13 protein-coding genes are annotated in these 14,901 nt (G+C 66.9%); 6 read left to right on the top strand and 7 right to left on the bottom strand.

What is annotated here, in order from left to right:
* Positions 1-27 precede the first annotated feature (27 nt).
* The 4 genes from ACO6VK_RS09735 to ACO6VK_RS09750 form a co-directional block, all read right to left on the bottom strand.
* Positions 28-1,206 carry a metallophosphoesterase gene (locus ACO6VK_RS09735; protein ID WP_422506667.1) on the bottom strand — a complete coding sequence of 393 codons (1,179 nt, stop codon included), beginning with the start codon at positions 1,204-1,206 and terminating at the stop codon, positions 28-30.
* Positions 1,207-1,291: 85 nt separating this feature from the next.
* A complete protein-coding gene (locus ACO6VK_RS09740) occupies positions 1,292-1,735 on the bottom strand; it encodes a DUF1801 domain-containing protein (RefSeq protein ID WP_422506668.1) in 444 nt (147 codons plus the stop codon).
* 47 nt (positions 1,736-1,782) lie between these two features.
* Positions 1,783-2,220 carry a DUF1801 domain-containing protein gene (locus tag ACO6VK_RS09745; RefSeq protein ID WP_422506669.1) on the bottom strand — a complete coding sequence of 146 codons (438 nt, stop codon included), beginning with the start codon at positions 2,218-2,220 and terminating at the stop codon, positions 1,783-1,785.
* A 69-nt stretch (positions 2,221-2,289) separates the two neighbouring features.
* Positions 2,290-2,796 (bottom strand): GNAT family N-acetyltransferase, encoded by a 507-nt coding sequence (locus ACO6VK_RS09750; RefSeq protein WP_422506670.1) that lies wholly within the window; start codon positions 2,794-2,796, stop codon positions 2,290-2,292.
* Positions 2,797-2,917: 121 nt separating this feature from the next.
* Here ACO6VK_RS09750 and ACO6VK_RS09755 point away from each other — a divergent pair, with 121 nt between their 5' ends.
* The 3 genes from ACO6VK_RS09755 (at position 2,918) to ACO6VK_RS09765 (ending at position 5,466) form a co-directional block, all read left to right on the top strand.
* Positions 2,918-3,487, top strand: a complete 570-nt coding sequence (locus ACO6VK_RS09755; protein ID WP_422506671.1) for a TetR/AcrR family transcriptional regulator — start codon at positions 2,918-2,920, stop codon at positions 3,485-3,487.
* Between the two features lie 54 nt (positions 3,488-3,541).
* The gene (locus ACO6VK_RS09760; protein WP_422506672.1) at positions 3,542-4,657 is read left to right on the top strand and encodes an MBL fold metallo-hydrolase; all 1,116 of its coding nucleotides are present in this window, start codon (positions 3,542-3,544) and stop codon (positions 4,655-4,657) included.
* An 83-nt stretch (positions 4,658-4,740) separates the two neighbouring features.
* Entirely contained in the window at positions 4,741-5,466 is a 726-nt protein-coding gene (locus ACO6VK_RS09765) for a hypothetical protein (protein WP_422506673.1), read from the top strand.
* Positions 5,467-5,485: 19 nt separating this feature from the next.
* Here ACO6VK_RS09765 and ACO6VK_RS09770 read toward each other — a convergent pair whose 3' ends face one another.
* From ACO6VK_RS09770 to ACO6VK_RS09780, 3 genes are all read right to left on the bottom strand, one after another.
* The gene (locus ACO6VK_RS09770; protein ID WP_422506674.1) at positions 5,486-6,589 is read right to left on the bottom strand and encodes a hypothetical protein; all 1,104 of its coding nucleotides are present in this window, start codon (positions 6,587-6,589) and stop codon (positions 5,486-5,488) included.
* On the bottom strand, positions 6,570-8,072 hold the full coding sequence (locus ACO6VK_RS09775; RefSeq protein ID WP_422506675.1) for an AAA family ATPase: 1,503 nt from the start codon (positions 8,070-8,072) through the stop codon (positions 6,570-6,572). Before ACO6VK_RS09775 ends, ACO6VK_RS09770 begins: the two co-directional genes overlap by 20 nt.
* A gap of 242 nt (positions 8,073-8,314) precedes the next feature.
* Positions 8,315-8,866, bottom strand: a complete 552-nt coding sequence (locus tag ACO6VK_RS09780) for a single-stranded DNA-binding protein (RefSeq protein WP_422506676.1) — start codon at positions 8,864-8,866, stop codon at positions 8,315-8,317.
* Between the two features lie 331 nt (positions 8,867-9,197).
* On the opposite strand from ACO6VK_RS09780, the gene ACO6VK_RS09785 reads away from it, so the two are divergent.
* From ACO6VK_RS09785 to ACO6VK_RS09795, 3 genes are all read left to right on the top strand, one after another.
* Positions 9,198-10,229, top strand: coding sequence for a LacI family DNA-binding transcriptional regulator (locus tag ACO6VK_RS09785; protein WP_422506677.1), 1,032 nt, complete (start codon positions 9,198-9,200; stop codon positions 10,227-10,229).
* 97 nt (positions 10,230-10,326) lie between these two features.
* Positions 10,327-11,220 carry an ABC transporter ATP-binding protein gene (locus ACO6VK_RS09790; RefSeq protein ID WP_411850220.1) on the top strand — a complete coding sequence of 298 codons (894 nt, stop codon included), beginning with the start codon at positions 10,327-10,329 and terminating at the stop codon, positions 11,218-11,220.
* A gap of 13 nt (positions 11,221-11,233) precedes the next feature.
* Complete coding sequence (locus tag ACO6VK_RS09795; protein WP_422506678.1) at positions 11,234-14,812, top strand: ABC transporter permease/M1 family aminopeptidase; 3,579 nt, start codon at positions 11,234-11,236, stop codon at positions 14,810-14,812.
* The last annotated feature ends 89 nt before the right edge of the window (positions 14,813-14,901 follow it).

Raw genomic sequence — 14,901 nt, forward strand, 5'->3', positions numbered from 1 at the left:
TATAGCGTGCGTGCCCGCAGCGCCGGTCTACGGCTGCCGGGCGCTGCGCAGCGTGATCAGCGTGATCTCCGACGGCACGCCGATGCGGGCCGCGAAGCCCGCCCACAGGCCGGCACCGTTGCTGACATACAGCGTCATGCCGTCGACCGCGTAGCGGCCGGACACGAAGCCACCGTTGGCGCGCTTGACCAGCTGGTCCATGCCCACGATGTGGCCACCGTGTGTATGCCCGGACAACTGCAGCGCCACGCCACGGGCGGCATGGGCGCGTGCTTCGCGCGGACGGTGATCGAGCAGGATCACCGGCGCGGCCGGATCGGCGCCGGCCAGCGCTGCATCGAGATCGGGCATCGGCAGGTCGTAGCGGGTGGCCACCGGATCGGTGACACCGGCCACCGTCAGCGTCGCCCCGCCGCGCCGGAGCTGCGTGTTGCTGTTCTCTAGCACCTGCATGCCCATGCCGCGGAAGGCGTGCATCCAGGCGGCATGGTCGGCGTAGTACTCATGGTTGCCGGTAATGGCAATCACGCCATCGGGGGCATGCAGCTGGCCGAGCGGGCGGATGTCATCGGCGCGCGCCGCCACGGTGCCATCGACCAGATCGCCGGTGATCACCACCAGGTCCGGCGCCAGTGCGTTGCTGCGCGCCACCACCTCGGCCACCCAGTCGCCGGTAAGCAGGCGGCTGGCATGAATGTCGGTCAACTGCAGCACGCGATAGCCGTCGAACTGCGCCGGCAGGCCGGCGATGGCGACCTCGATCTGACGCGTCTTCGGCACTGCAATGCCCTGCTGGATGCCATAGGCCGACAGCAGCAGCGCCACCGCGCCGGCCACCGGACGCAGCCAGGGGCGGCGCAGCGCGGCCACCGCCTGCGGACGCCGCAGCAGCCGGGCGCCGAGCAGCAGGCCGTCGAGCGCCAGCAGCGCCAACGCGCCCAGCAGCAGCGCGATGAAGCCGGTGGCCAGCACGACAATGAGCGGGCCTGGAATCTCCGGGGATGCCATCGTGCCGGCGAACGTTGCCACGATGCGATGGTGCAGCCCCATCGCCACCACCAGCAGCGCCAACACACCGCGTGCCCAGAGTGGGATACGCAAGGGCCACACCAACCGCCAGACCACATACAACGACAGCACCAACGCAACCAAACTCAGCACAGGCAATTCCTGGAAAACCGTGGGGGAGAGACGTCGCGCCGCCATCGGCGACGCGCGTGCAGCCCGACATGGTGGCCGATCCTTCCGGCCAGCTCCAGTACGCCGCTTGATGCGCAGCCCTCGCCGCGGGTCAGACCTTCCTGGCGGCCTTCTTCGCGGGCGCGCGCGTCTTCGACGCGTTCAACGCCACCGCCGCGCGGATCAGTGCCTTCAGTGCCGTCGCATTGAGTTTGTCGCCCTCGTGTACATCGATGGCGCGGCGGGTGTTGCCGTCCAGGCTGGCGTTGAACAGGCCGGCCGGGTCCGGCAACGCCGCGCCCTTGGCGAAGGTCATCTTCACGGCGGCCTTGTAGGTCTCACCGGTGCACAGAATGCCGTCGTGCTCCCACACCGGCACCCCCCGCCACTTCACGGTTTCCACGACCTGCGGATCGGCCGCGTGGATGATCGTGCGGATGCGGGCCAGCACCTCCCCGCGCCAGTCGTCGAGAGCGGCGATCTTCGCGTCGATCTGCTGGGCAGCGGAGGGGCCGGGGTCGGCGGCAGGCGTGGCGGGCGCGGTACGCGGGGTCATGGTCGGCTCCTGGCAATCGTCAACGGGGCAAGAGAACAACGACGGTGTTACATGCGCTCGCCGGGCAGGCCGCTGGCCTGCTGCACCCAGCGCGTGAACTGCGCTTCATCCAGTGGCACGTGTTCCTCGATGTGCAGGTAGCGCGTGTCCTGGCTGCGCGACGCCACCGGGGGCACCGGCTGCAGCGACAGGCCCCGGAAGAACGCCACCTTGATGTAGCCGGTGAAGCAATGCAGGCTGAGGAACCAGCCGTCACCGGGCTGGCCATACAGCGGCGAGTTCCACTTCACCGCCTTGTGCACGCCGGGAACGGCCGCCACGATCAGCGCATCCAGCCGCGCGCCTACCGCACGCTTCCACCCCGGCATGGCCGCGATGTACGCCTGCACCGGGGCATCGCCGTCGCCCTTGGCGATCTGCGGATTGCCACCGGACAGCAGGCGCGGTGCGTCTGCTGCGGGGGTCACAGGTGATTTGGCCGGCATGGCTGGTCTCCCGCGGAAGCGTCCAACCCGCCTTATAGACCTGGCGGGAGGCAATGACAATGCACGCGTTCAGCGCTGGTGGCGGTAGACCAGATCCGTAGGGTCCGCACGGGGCGCGGCATCATCGCGCACGGCACCCATGCGCTGCGCGACCCGGGCGGAGGCTGCATTGCGGGGGCTCATGTAGCTGACCAGGGTGTCCAGCCCCAACGTCGCGAACGCCCAGTCCCGCAGCGCCGTGGCGGCTTCGGTGGCGTAGCCCTGGCCCTCCTGCCCGGCATACAGCAGCCAGCCCAGTTCCTTCTCCGGGAACAGCGGGCCGTGGTTGATGCCGACCTGGCCGATGCAGGCGCCGCTGTCGCGGTGCTCGATCATCAACGCGCCGTGGCCGAAGAAGTGCCAGTTGGCCAGGTCGTGGCAGAACAGGCCCCAGGCGCCGCGTTCGTCGTAGGGCCCACCCACCCCGCCCGACCGTGGCGAGGCGAGAAAGGCCGCATAGGCCGGGAAATCGTCCAAGGTCTGCGCGCGCAGGCGCAGCCGGGGCGTGAGCAGGGTGATGATCGAACCGGTGTCCATCCAGCGAGCATTCCTTACGGGGCACCGGTCAGTATGAACGGCTCCGCAGCGGGCGATGGCGCCCGCTTGCGCGTGGCGGCGGGAGGTCGTTAAATGAGCAAGCACTCACTTACTGATCCTCATGGCCCGTCCCCTCAGCGAAGCGAAACGAGACGCCATCCTGGCCGCCGCCGGCGCGCTGGTGGCGGCGCAGGGCGTGGGCGCGTCCACCGCGCAGATCGCGCGTGCCGCCAAGGTCGCCGAAGGCACGGTGTTCACCTATTTCGAGACCAAGGACGCGCTGCTCAACGCGCTGTTCGTGCGGCTGGAGATGCGTCTGGCGGCCGCCATCGGCGACGACTTCCCTGCCGATTCCGACGCCCACGACCAGCTCCAGCATGTCTGGAACGCGCTGGTCGCCTGGGGCGCCGCGCATCCGGTGGACCGCATGGCGTTGCGGCAACTCAAGGTCTCCGAGCGCATCAGCGCGCCGACGCGGGCCCACTGCGAAGGCCTGTTCGGCGGCATGCTGCAGGCGCTGGAGACCAACCTGGCGCGGCACATCGACGCCGAGCGCCTGCCGTTCTACCTCGGCCGGGTGCTGATCAGCCTGCTGGAAACCACGCTGGAGGCGATGGCCGCCCAGCCCGAGCAGCGCCAGGCCCTGCAGCAGGCCGCGTTCGACCTGTTCTGGAAAGGCATCCAGCGATGACCTGTTTTTCCATCCTTTAAATGAGTGCCTACACACTCACCAACCGAGACCCGCATGCGCCTCCTGCCCGTCCTCGCCGTTGTACTCGCTACCTCCTCCCTCCTCTTCTGGACCCTGCACGTGCCTATCGCCGCCCATGACCGCTCGCCGCAGATGATCGCCGGCCAGTTCACCAATACCGCCCCCAAACCCAAGGAAACCGTGGGCGGCACGCTCAAACTGCTGTGGGAATTCCTGTTCGACCGCCCCGCCGGCACCACGCCCCCGCAGGCGCCCCCGGTGCGCGCGGTAAGCGCGCAGGAACTGGCTGCCGCCCCGGACCACAGCCTGTACCGGCTCGGCCATTCGACCCTGCTGATCAAGCTGCGCGGTGGCTGGTGGCTGACCGACCCGGTGTTCTCCAAGCGCGCCTCGCCGGTGCAGTGGATGGGGCCCAAGCGCTTCCATGCGCCGCCGATCGCGTTGGAGGACCTGCCGCCGATCCGTGGCGTGGTGCTCTCGCATGACCACTACGACCACCTCGACCGCGCCACCATCAAGCACCTGGCCACCCGCGCAGAAGTGTTCCTGACCCCGCTCGGCGTCGGCGACCGCCTGATCGCCTGGGGTGTTCCGCGCGAACGCGTGCACCAGCTCGACTGGTGGGAGCAGATCGACGTCGACGGCGTGCGCTTTGTCGCCACCCCGGCGCAGCACTTCTCCGGGCGCGGGCTGCGCGATGCCAACCGCACGCTGTGGGCGTCCTGGGTGATCCTGGACGAGAACCTGCGCGTGTTCTTCAGCGGCGACACCGGCTACTTCGACGGCTTCAAGCGCATCGGCGAACGCTACGGTCCGTTCGATGTCACCTTCATCGAAACCGGCGCCTACGATGCCAAGTGGCCGTTCGTGCACATGCAGCCCGAGCAGACCGTACAGGCCCACCAGGACCTGCGCGGGCGCTGGCTGCTGCCGATCCACAACGGCACCTTCGACCTGGCGCTGCACCAATGGGACGAGCCGTTCGAGCGGGTCAGCACGCTGGCCGCGCAGCGCGCGATTCCGCTGGCCACACCGGGCATGGGCGAACGCATGGACCTGGATGCGCCGCAGTCGTTCACCCCGTGGTGGCGCACGGTCAAAACCACGCAGGATGCGCGCCGCGACGTGCCGGTGGGGTCGCCGATGTAATCGCGCAAAGTAGCAGAGCAAGGGCGCCACGCTATCATCGACGCCCCGCGCAGGAACGCACTGCCGCCCACCACGGACCCACCATGCAGATCGACCTCCGCGCGATTCCCACTGCGGGATGGGACGCCACCGGCGTCCCGGAGTTTCCCTGCTGCCCGGACCCCCAACTGGGCGGCCTGGCCAAGGCCGGACGCGACGCGGCCGACATCGACGCGCTCATCGCCTTCCTGCAGGACAGCTTCGCCAGCACGCTGTATGCGTTCGGCCACATCCTGCGCGCGCACCTGCCGCCCCGCGACCTGCGCCTGGAGGCTGCGGCCATCGGCACGCTGCACCAGGGCGACACCGACGCCATCGTCCACCACGGCAACCTGATCGTCGACGGCGACCTGCAACCGCCCTCGCTGCTGCTGGTCACCGGCAACCTCACCGTCAACGGCGTCCTGCGCGACACCGGCAATGTGGCGGTGCTCGGCGACCTGCACTGCCGACACGTGGGCTCGGAAGCATGGTTCATTGTTGGCGGCGACTGCGTGGCCGAGGGCTTCGTCTACGGTTCCTGCAATGACACCCTGTTCGAAGTGCTGGGCACGCTGCGCGCCCGCGCGGTGGTGACCGACGACCATGCCCTGTACGCCGAAGACGGCATGATCGTCGCGCACGCGCCCACGATACCGGGGGTCAACTGGGAAGAGCAGGTGTTCGACCTGTGGGACCCGGTGCACCGCCAGGAGCTGCTCGCTGCGGTGGGTACCGATATCCACGCGGTGGTGCCGGAAGCGGCGTTCGAGGACGTGGACCCGGGGTGAGCGGCACGCTCAGCCCGGCCTATGGTCCTGGGGGGACGGGCGCCGCGCCCGCTGCGGCCATCTTCGCGCTCTCCCGACGAAACAGTTCGATGACATCCTTCTTCATCCGGCCCAGCATTTCGTTGGCATAGTTGGCCGGATCGAACTGGAACAGCAGTGTCTCGAACTGCTGCGCCGTACAGCCTTGGCCGGATGCCGTGTCCGCAATAGCGGTCGGCGTCCACTGGTGCAGGGCGTTCACGAGCATCGCCAACTCGTATCCATTCAGGGCATAGCGGTCGCTGAGCCTGAACGTGTTGCAGGACGCCTCAGCGCGCGCACTTCCGTGGCCTGGCGTCGCGATGGCGGTCAGCTCCTCCGTGCAATTGTCCTTGTGATCCATGAGGCTGAAGGGGTCCACGGTGAACTGGATGTCTTCGCGATCCTCGAACGGATGAAGGTGTGCGTCGTCCAGAAAGTCCAGATCCCGCTTCAACGCACTGTTGCAGGTGTAGCAGCTCGGCACCAGGTTGTAGAGCGACACAGCCAGGTAGGGATAGATCGACTTGGCGTAGTAGTGATCCAGCGTGGGTCGGAACACCTTCTCCTCGTCCACATGCAAGGTGAACGCATAGGCCTGCTGGCAGTACGGGCAGATGCGGCAGGTCGCTTCCCGGCACAGGGCGTACGCGTCCCAAGCCGTCGCTTGATTCGTCGCTTGATTCGTCGCTTGATTCGTCGCTTGATTCGTCGCTTGATTTGTCGTGTGTTTGATCGTGTGCTTGGTCGTGAAGTGGCGGTAGCTGAAGGCACGTTCGCACTCTTTCATGACGTCGCACCAGTGCTGCCGTGCCGGGTCGTACTGTCGATCCGCGCCGACGTCTTTAGCGGCAATCACCTGCTGGAGCAGTTGCCGATCAGCGGCGCATCGCACCCCCAACCGACCTTCCACCAGGCGGGCAACGCGACGAAGCTGCGTGGGCCTGCCGATGGCGATGGCCTTGCGGTGCTTCAGGATGAAGGCCCGCAGCATGGCAGCGGCCCCCTTTCCGTTATTCGCCATCCACGCGTCGGTGCGCGCCACGACGTACTTCAGATGGTCGGCTTCCGCTTTCCGCCAGACGTCAGAAATGGCGATCAGCATCCGCCGGCTCCCGATGAAGCGCAGTGCGCGTGGCCAGATAGTGTCGAAGCATGGGGTCATCGACCAGGTCGACCAGCTCGGCCGGGATCGGCCTGCCGTCGCGCACTCTTCCGAGCAGGTCGCGTATGAACTCGGACGCAAAAGACCCAATCGTTCCCGCCCCCCCTGTGACCCGGACGATGCTCTCCAGCGACGCGCCGAAGGTGCTCACGGGCGAGTGGTCCACCCCATGACTGCGTTTACCGTCGGGACGCTGCATCGTCGCCAGCCGGCGGATGTTCCATCGCGGGAAATCCGACATCAGGATGGCCGAGTGGGTGCTCAGCACCACCTGGATGGAGTTGAAGCGGGGTCTGATGTGCTTCACGTACTCGTTGATGAAGTGCACGTAGCGGCGCTGCCATTCGAAATGAAGGTGCGTATCGCCTTCGTCGATGAGCAGCAGCAGGTGGCTCCGACCTCGGTCCTGTACCGCACTTACCGCACCGTGGATGAGTGAGACCTGGCCCAGCAGCGCGGACATCCCTGTACTGAGCCCTTTGAACTCGATCGCAGCGATGCCCTCCAGCGGCGTCCTCCGAATCTGGTCCATCACCGTGGGGGAAAGCGCGTAGACACGTTTATCGAGCTGCGGAGATCTAAGCGCTGATGCGAGATCCCTCAGGATGTTCAGATTTCGCTGAAACTCCCACGTTGGGAAGTTGGATGTGACCCGGCCGTCTGTTGGAAAGCCGAAGTGCGGCAACAGGTCGCCTGCGAAGTGGGCCGTAAGCTCGGTGCCTTTACAAGTGGCAGCCAAAGCCCGCAGATGGAGGTCGGTCTCGCCGCGAAAGCGTGCCCTGACGTGCGCCTCCAGCTCCTTGTTCAACGCGACATCGAGCCGTCTGGCCCGCTCCTCCAATGGCCCAAGGTCAATCGAATGCGTTGTGCTGGACGCTCCAGCCCGCTCTTCCATCAACGCCGTTGAGACTTCAACGAGCTTTCTATGCAGCTCGTAAATCTCCTGAGACTCAGAGAATCCAGAGAATAAAAGTTCGTTCAACGCCGAGCGGATCAGGCTGATACCGCTTACGCCAGGGCCGCGCGCCTTGGCGGTGATCCGCAACTGCGGAACGAGCTCGACGTCGAATACCTTGGCCAGCATGTCCGTCAGCGCTGTGTCGGTAAAATGGATCTGCGTAGCGACGTCACCGATGAGCGAGGTGATCCTGGTGCTGCGCGGGTGTTGGATGGCCCCCACCTTCGATGGATTGAATGCAACGACGTCATATGAATCGAGCCGATGCTCTGCGCGCACATAGGAGCTGTCGCCCGAGGCGATGTGGGTCGCCAGCTCGCCCAGCAGCGTTGTCTTGCCGGAACCGTTCTGACCGACGATGAGCGTCATCGCATCGGCAGCGAAGATGTTGGGCAACGGCCGCCCATCCTCCGCCTCGGCCGTAAGCGCAATCCGCTTCCCGTTACTTTCGAAGGATCTGATCATCGGGTTCCACCCGTCCGCGCGCGGCCGAAGCATCCGCAGCTGAAGGGGTGATCCCGGCCGGTCTCCGTTCCGGCCGAAGGGAAGATCGGCCGCAGCCGGACTTACTTTAGGTGACGCGCGGGAACCGGCTCTGCCGGCATGGGGCGGACGCATCGCTCGTGGTTGACCCGGATACAACGAAAAGACCCCCATCCAGAAGGATGAGGGTCTCTATCAACAACCATCAACTTGGTCAGCAGGACTCAGAACGGAATATCGTCATCCGCAAAGTCGTCCATCGGCGGTGCCGACTGCTGCGGCTGCTGCTGCGGGCGCTGCTGCTGGCCGTAACCACCGCCGCCGCGCTGACCGCCGCCACCACCACCACCGCCGCCACCGCCGTATTCCTGGCGCGGGGCCTGCTGGCGCTGCGGACGCTCGCCGCCGCCGGCATAGTTGCCACCACCGCCGCCGCCTTCACCGCGGCCGCCCAGCATCTGCATTTCATCGGCGATGATGTCGGTGGAGTACTTCTCCACGCCATCCTGGCCGGTGTACTTGTCGTAACGCAGGCTGCCTTCGACGTAGACCGAGCTGCCCTTGCGCAGGTATTCACCGGCGATTTCGCCGAGCTTGCCGAAGAACACCACGCGGTGCCATTCGGTACGCTCCTGCTGGTTGCCATCCTTGTCCTTGCGGACGCTGGTGGTGGCCAGGCTGATGCGGGTGATCGCCATGCCGCCTTGGGTGTACTTCACGTCCGGGTCGTTGCCGAGGTTGCCGACCAGGATGACTTTGTTGATGCCGCGCGCCATAGGGTTGCTCTTCCGTTGTCCGAGGGCAGACCGCAGTCATACCACAGCCCCGGACGGGGTGCGGATGCGCGGGGCCGCCCAAGGGAAAATTGGGGGGTGACAGAATGCCCCATCTTACCATCGCCGCCATGCCCGACCCTGTCGGAGTTCCGGTGGGAAGCGGCCAGAAACCTCCCAATGGCTTGTGCGACAAGGGCCACGGCGGTTCAGGCAGGCGCTGCCGCCGGCCTGCCCTGCCGGGCCGTCTGCCCGGGGCGGGCGCGCTGACCGGGCAGGCCACGGCCGGTCGCACATGGCATCATGCAGGTCGTCGTTCCCGCCGTACCCCGCAATGACCATCCGAGGCAAAGCCACTTCCCTGGACATCGCCCACCTGGCCGGGGTGTCGCAGCCAACCGTGTCGCGCGCCCTGCGCGGCAGCCCGATGGTCAACCCGGAAACCCGCGAGCGGATCCTGCGCATCGCCCGGGAGCTGAACTACAAGGTCGACAAGAACGCCTCCAGCCTGCGCCTGCGCAACGCCGGCACGCTGGCGCTGCTGTTCTTCGAGGACCCCACCAACGACGACTCGCTGATCAACCCGTTCTTCCACGCCATGCTCGGCTCGATCACCCGCGCCTGCGCGCTGCGCGGCTACGACCTGCTGGTGTCGTTCCAGCAGCTGTCCACCGATTGGCAGGCCGATTACGAAGACAGCAACAAGGCCGACGGGATCATCCTGCTCGGCTACGGCGATTACCACGAGTCGCGCGAGCGCCTGCAGCGGCTGGTCGAACAAGGCACCCACTTCGTGCGCTGGGGCGCTGCCCTGCCCGACCAGCCCGGGGTGTCGATCGGCAGCGACAACTTCCAGGGCGGCTTCGACATCACCACCCACCTGCTCGACCAGGGCTGCCGGCGCATCGCCTTCATCGGCCATGCCTCCAGCCACTACCCGGAATTCGAGGAACGCTACCGCGGCCACGTGGCGGCGATGGCCGCGCGCGGGGTGGCGGCCGAGCCGGCGCTGCAGCACGACGCGATCACCACCGAGCAGGACGGCTTCGATGCGTGCCAGGCACTGCTGGCACGCGGCGAAGCGCTGGACGGGGTGTTCGCGGCCAGCGACCTGATCGCCATCGGGGCGATGCGCGCCCTGCGCGAACACGGCCTGCGTGTGCCGCAGGACGTGGCCCTGGCCGGGTTCGACGACATCCCGCTGGCCGCGTCGGTCTCGCCCACGCTCACCACCGTGCAGCAGGACACCAAGCAGGCCGGCCAGCTGCTGGTGGAGAAGCTGCTGGCACTGATCAACGGCGAGGCGGTGGACGGCCAGACCATCGCGGTGAAGCAGGTGCTGCGGGAGTCCTCGCGGCGCGGGTGAGCCGGGGCGCGGCGGCGCCCATGACTTACGGCGGATGCAGCGCCGCCCGTTTCCCCGGATAAGTCGATCTTCAACACAGGGAAAGGTGTCCGCCCCAATGCTGCAGATCCGCTCGCTGTCCAAGACCTACGCCAATGGCGTGCACGCGCTCAATGCGGTCACCCTGGATATTCCCCGTGGCATGTTCGGGCTGCTCGGGCCCAACGGCGCCGGCAAGTCCTCGCTGATGCGCACCCTGTCCACCCTGCAGGAAGCCGACAGCGGCAGCGTGACGCTGGAGATTCCCGGCGAGGCGCCCATCGACGTGCTGCGCGACAAGGATGCCGTGCGCCGCCGGCTGGGCTATCTGCCGCAGGATTTCGGGGTGTACCCCAAGGTCAGCGCGCTGGACCTGCTGGAGCATTTCGCCGTGCTCAAGGGCATCACCCACAAGGGCCAGCGCCGCGAGGTGGTGGACGGGCTGCTGCAGCAGGTGAACCTGTGGGATGCGCGCAAGCGCAAGCTGGGCACCTACTCCGGCGGCATGCGCCAGCGCTTCGGCATTGCCCAGGCGCTGCTCGGCGATCCGCGCCTGGTGATCGTCGATGAGCCCACCGCCGGCCTGGACCCGGAAGAGCGCAACCGCTTCCTCAACCTGCTGGCGGCCATCGGCGAAAACGTGGCGGTGATCCTGTCCACCCACATCGTGGAGGACGTGACCGACCTGTGCCCGACGATGGCGATCATGAACAAGGGCCAGGTGCTGCTGACCGGCAAGCCCAGCGATGCGATCGATGCCCTGCAGCACCAGGTGTGGCGCAAGCAGGTCGATCCGTCCGCGCTGGCCGGTTACGAGGCCAACCATGTGGTGCTGTCCACGCGCCTGGTCGGAGGCCGGCCGGTGATCCACGTGCACAGTGCCAGCGACCCGGGCGATGGGTTCCAGCCGGTCGCGCCCGATCTCGAGGATGTGTATTTCCAGCGACTGCGCCTGCAGTCGCGGGCCGCCTGACCGGAGCGCGCCCATGATCACTGCCTTCTTCCGCTTCGAGCTGCGCGAGCAGCTCCGTTCCCCCCTGCTGTGGCTGCTCGCGGCGCTGTTTGCGGCGCTGGCCTTCGCCGCGGCGTCCTCCGATGCGGTGCAGATCGGCGGGGGCATCGGCAATGTCCACAGCAACGCCCCGACGGTGATCGCCACCTTCATGGGCGGGTTCACCATGCTGGGCATGCTGGTGTCCACCCTGTTCGTGAGCAACGCACTGCTGCGCGATTTCGAACTGGGCACCGCCGAACTGATCTTCGCCAGCCCGATCAAACGCCGCGACTACCTCACCGGCCGCATCCTGGCGGCACTGTTCGCCGGGCTGGTGTTCTACCTGGTCATCGCGCTGGGCATGTTCCTGGCGCCCTTCATGCCCTGGGTGGACCCGGAGCGGATGGGCGCGGTCTCGCTGCGTGCCTACGCGTGGACCTTCGCCGTCGTCGTCATTCCCAACCTGATCTTCACCACCGCGCTGCTGTCGCTGCTGGCCGCACTGACCCGCTCGATCCTGTGGGTGTACATCGGCCTGATCGGCTACTTCGTGCTGTACGGGGTGAGCGCCTCGCTGCTGCGCGACATCGACAACACCTGGGTCGCCACCCTGTCCGAGCCGCTGGGCATGCGTGCGCTGTCGCGTACGATCCGCTACTGGGCCGCCGAACAGCGCAACACCCAGCTGCCGGAACTGGCGGGCTATCTGCTGGCCAACCGCGCCGTGTGGCTGGCCGCCGCACTGGCGATGTTCGCCGCGACCTTCGCCCTGTTCCGCACCGAGCGCAGCGGCAGCGGTCGCCGTCGCTGGGGCCGCAAGGCGGCGCCGCCGGTTGCATCAGGCGTGCGCCCCGCCGATGTGGTGGTGCCGCGCATCCACCCGACCTTCGGCGCGGCCACCGGCTGGCGCCAGTTCCTGCGCCAGGTGCGTTTCGATACTGCCGGCGTGCTGCGCAGCGTGCCGTTCCTGGTGCTGCTGGTGCTGGGCATGGCCAACTTCATCCCCAGCGCGATGTCCCAGCAGTCGCTGTATGGCACGCCGATCTACCCGGTCACCGCCGAGATGCTCGGTTCGCTGCAGGGCGCCTACAGCTGGCTGCTGGTGATCATCGTGCTGTTCTACGCCGGTGAGCTGGTGTGGAAGGAGCGCGGCGCGCGGCTCAACGAGGTCAACGATGCCATGCCGGTGCCCAACTGGGTGCCGCTGCTGGCCAAGTTCACCGTGCTGGTGGCCGTGATCGTCTGCTTCCAGGCGATCGGTGCGGTGGTGTCGATGCTGATCCAGCTGTCGCAGGGCTATACGCGGCTGGAGCCGCTGCTGTACCTGCAGACCCTGGCGCTGGACTCGGTGTTCTACGTGCTGATGGGCGGCATGGCGCTGGTGCTGCAGGTGCTGACCAACAACAAGTTCCTCGGCTATGCGCTGCTGATCGTGGTGATGATCGGCCAGATCGCGCTGGGCCTGCTGGACTACACCCAGAACCTGTACAACTTCGGCGGCTGGCCGAATGCGCCGTATTCGGACATGAACGGCTTCGGTCACTTCCTGGCCGGGCAACTGGCCTTCCAGGGGTACTGGGCGCTGCTGCTGATGGCACTGCTGTGCCTGGCCTCGGCCTTCTGGGTGCGTGGCGTCGGCATGGGCCTGCGCCAGCGCCTGGCCCTGGCCGGCCGCCGTCTGCGCGGTCCCGCCGGTGCAGGAGCGGCCGTGGCCCTGCTCGCCTTCGTGACGGTTGGCGGCTGGCTGTACTGGAGCACCAACATCCGCAACCCGTTCATGTCCCCGGACCAGGAACGCGATCTGCAGGTGCGCTACGAGCGCGAGCTGTCCAAGTACCGCAACCTGCCGCAGCCGCGCATCATCGCGGTGGACAACCGGGTCGACCTGCATCCGGAAACGCAGACGGTGACCATCGATGCGGACTGGACGGTGCGCAATACCCACGCCACCCCGATCGCCGATGTGCATGTGGGCATGAGCGATGACCGCCAGCTGGTCGCGGTCGATCTCGGCGGGCAGACCCTGGGCTTCCACGATGTGGACCTGGGCTACCGCATCTACCGTCTGAACACGCCCCTGCAGCCGGGCGAGGAGCGCCGCTTCCGCTTCCGCGTGGAGCAGCGCCCCAAGGGCATCACCGCCGGGCAGGCGCCGACGAACGTGGTGGAGAACGGCAGCTTCTTCAACAGCCAGATGCTGCCGCAGTTCGGCTACAACGAAGGCGTGCAGCTTACCGACCGCAACGAGCGCCGCAAGCGCGGGCTGGGCGAACCGACCCGCATGCCCAAGCTCGAAGACGAGGCCGCGCGCGCCAACACCTACATCACCGACGACGCCGACTGGCTGCAGTTCCGCACCACCATCTGCACCGCACCGGACCAGATCGCGCTGGCGCCGGGCTACCTGCAGGAGGAGACCACGGTGAATGGGCGGCGCTGCTTCCGCTACGCGATGGACCGGCCGATGCTCAACTTCTACGCGTACCTGTCGGCGCGCTGGGAGGTCAAGCGGGGCCGCTACAAGGACATCCCGATCGAGGTCTACTACGACCCGCGCCATGCCTACAACGTGGACCGCATGATCGAGGCGGTGCAGAAGTCGATGGCCTACTACGAGGCCAACTTCACCCCATACCAGCACCGCCAGGTGCGCATCATCGAGTTCCCGGGTTACCAGAGCTTCGCGCAGTCCTTCGCCAACACCATCCCCTACTCCGAGTCGATCGGCTTCATTGCCGACCTGCGCGACCCGGACGATGTGGACTATGTGTTCTACGTGACCGCCCATGAGGTTGCACACCAATGGTGGGCGCACCAGGTGATCGGGGCCAACGTGCAGGGCGCCACGGTGCTGTCCGAGTCGCTGTCGCAGTACTCGGCATTGATGGTGATGGAGAAGGAGTACGGTCGCCAGCACATGCGCCAGTTCCTGAAGACCGAGCTGGACCGTTACCTGTCCGGTCGCGGCGGCGAGCGCATCGAGGAGCTGCCGCTGGAGCGGGTGGAGAACCAGCAGTACATCCACTACCAGAAGGGCTCGCTGGTGTTCTACCGCCTGCGCGAGGAGATCGGCGAGGAGGCCTTGAACCGCGCGCTCAAGCGCTTCCTGCAGGACAAGGGCTTCCAGCAGCCGCCGTACACCACCTCGCGCGAACTGCTGGGCTACATCCGTGCAGAAACCCCGGCCGACCGCCAGCAGCTGGTGACCGACCTGTTCGAGAAGATCAGCTTCTACGACAACCGGTTGCTGTCGGCCACCACGCGCAAGCGTGCGGATGGGCGCTACGACGTCACCCTGGCCCTGCATGCCGAGAAGCGGTACGCAGACGGTACGGGCAAGGAGACGGCCGGGAAGATGGACGACTGGATCGAGGTCGGCGTGTTCGCCAACGCGCCGTCGGGCAAGGAACGCGACCAGAAGGTGCTGTACCTGCAGCGCCACCACATCACCGAGGCCACGCCGACCCTGACCGTCACCGTGGACCAGAAGCCCGATGAAGCCGGCTTCGACCCGTACAACAAACTGATCGACCGCGTCAGCAGCGACAACCGGCGCAAAGTCACCCCGTAGTGCCGGCCTCTGGCCGGCAATTCGGCACGCCGCGAACGGAACGAAGGGCAGCCGACCAACGGTCGGCTCTACCGGTGGGCCACGCACGC

This window comes from Stenotrophomonas sp. GZD-301 (genome assembly GCF_049310345.1).
Taxonomy (GTDB): domain Bacteria; phylum Pseudomonadota; class Gammaproteobacteria; order Xanthomonadales; family Xanthomonadaceae; genus Stenotrophomonas.

Coding starts and splice junctions, on each gene's coding strand:
- ACO6VK_RS09735 (WP_422506667.1), bottom strand. CDS start 1,206: ATGGCGGCGCGACGTCTCTCCCCCACGGTTTTCCAGGAATTGCCTGTG.
- ACO6VK_RS09740 (WP_422506668.1), bottom strand. CDS start 1,735: ATGACCCCGCGTACCGCGCCCGCCACGCCTGCCGCCGACCCCGGCCCC.
- ACO6VK_RS09745 (WP_422506669.1), bottom strand. CDS start 2,220: ATGCCGGCCAAATCACCTGTGACCCCCGCAGCAGACGCACCGCGCCTG.
- ACO6VK_RS09750 (WP_422506670.1), bottom strand. CDS start 2,796: ATGGACACCGGTTCGATCATCACCCTGCTCACGCCCCGGCTGCGCCTG.
- ACO6VK_RS09755 (WP_422506671.1), top strand. CDS start 2,918: ATGGCCCGTCCCCTCAGCGAAGCGAAACGAGACGCCATCCTGGCCGCC.
- ACO6VK_RS09760 (WP_422506672.1), top strand. CDS start 3,542: ATGCGCCTCCTGCCCGTCCTCGCCGTTGTACTCGCTACCTCCTCCCTC.
- ACO6VK_RS09765 (WP_422506673.1), top strand. CDS start 4,741: ATGCAGATCGACCTCCGCGCGATTCCCACTGCGGGATGGGACGCCACC.
- ACO6VK_RS09770 (WP_422506674.1), bottom strand. CDS start 6,589: ATGCTGATCGCCATTTCTGACGTCTGGCGGAAAGCGGAAGCCGACCAT.
- ACO6VK_RS09775 (WP_422506675.1), bottom strand. CDS start 8,072: ATGATCAGATCCTTCGAAAGTAACGGGAAGCGGATTGCGCTTACGGCC.
- ACO6VK_RS09780 (WP_422506676.1), bottom strand. CDS start 8,866: ATGGCGCGCGGCATCAACAAAGTCATCCTGGTCGGCAACCTCGGCAAC.
- ACO6VK_RS09785 (WP_422506677.1), top strand. CDS start 9,198: ATGACCATCCGAGGCAAAGCCACTTCCCTGGACATCGCCCACCTGGCC.
- ACO6VK_RS09790 (WP_411850220.1), top strand. CDS start 10,327: ATGCTGCAGATCCGCTCGCTGTCCAAGACCTACGCCAATGGCGTGCAC.
- ACO6VK_RS09795 (WP_422506678.1), top strand. CDS start 11,234: ATGATCACTGCCTTCTTCCGCTTCGAGCTGCGCGAGCAGCTCCGTTCC.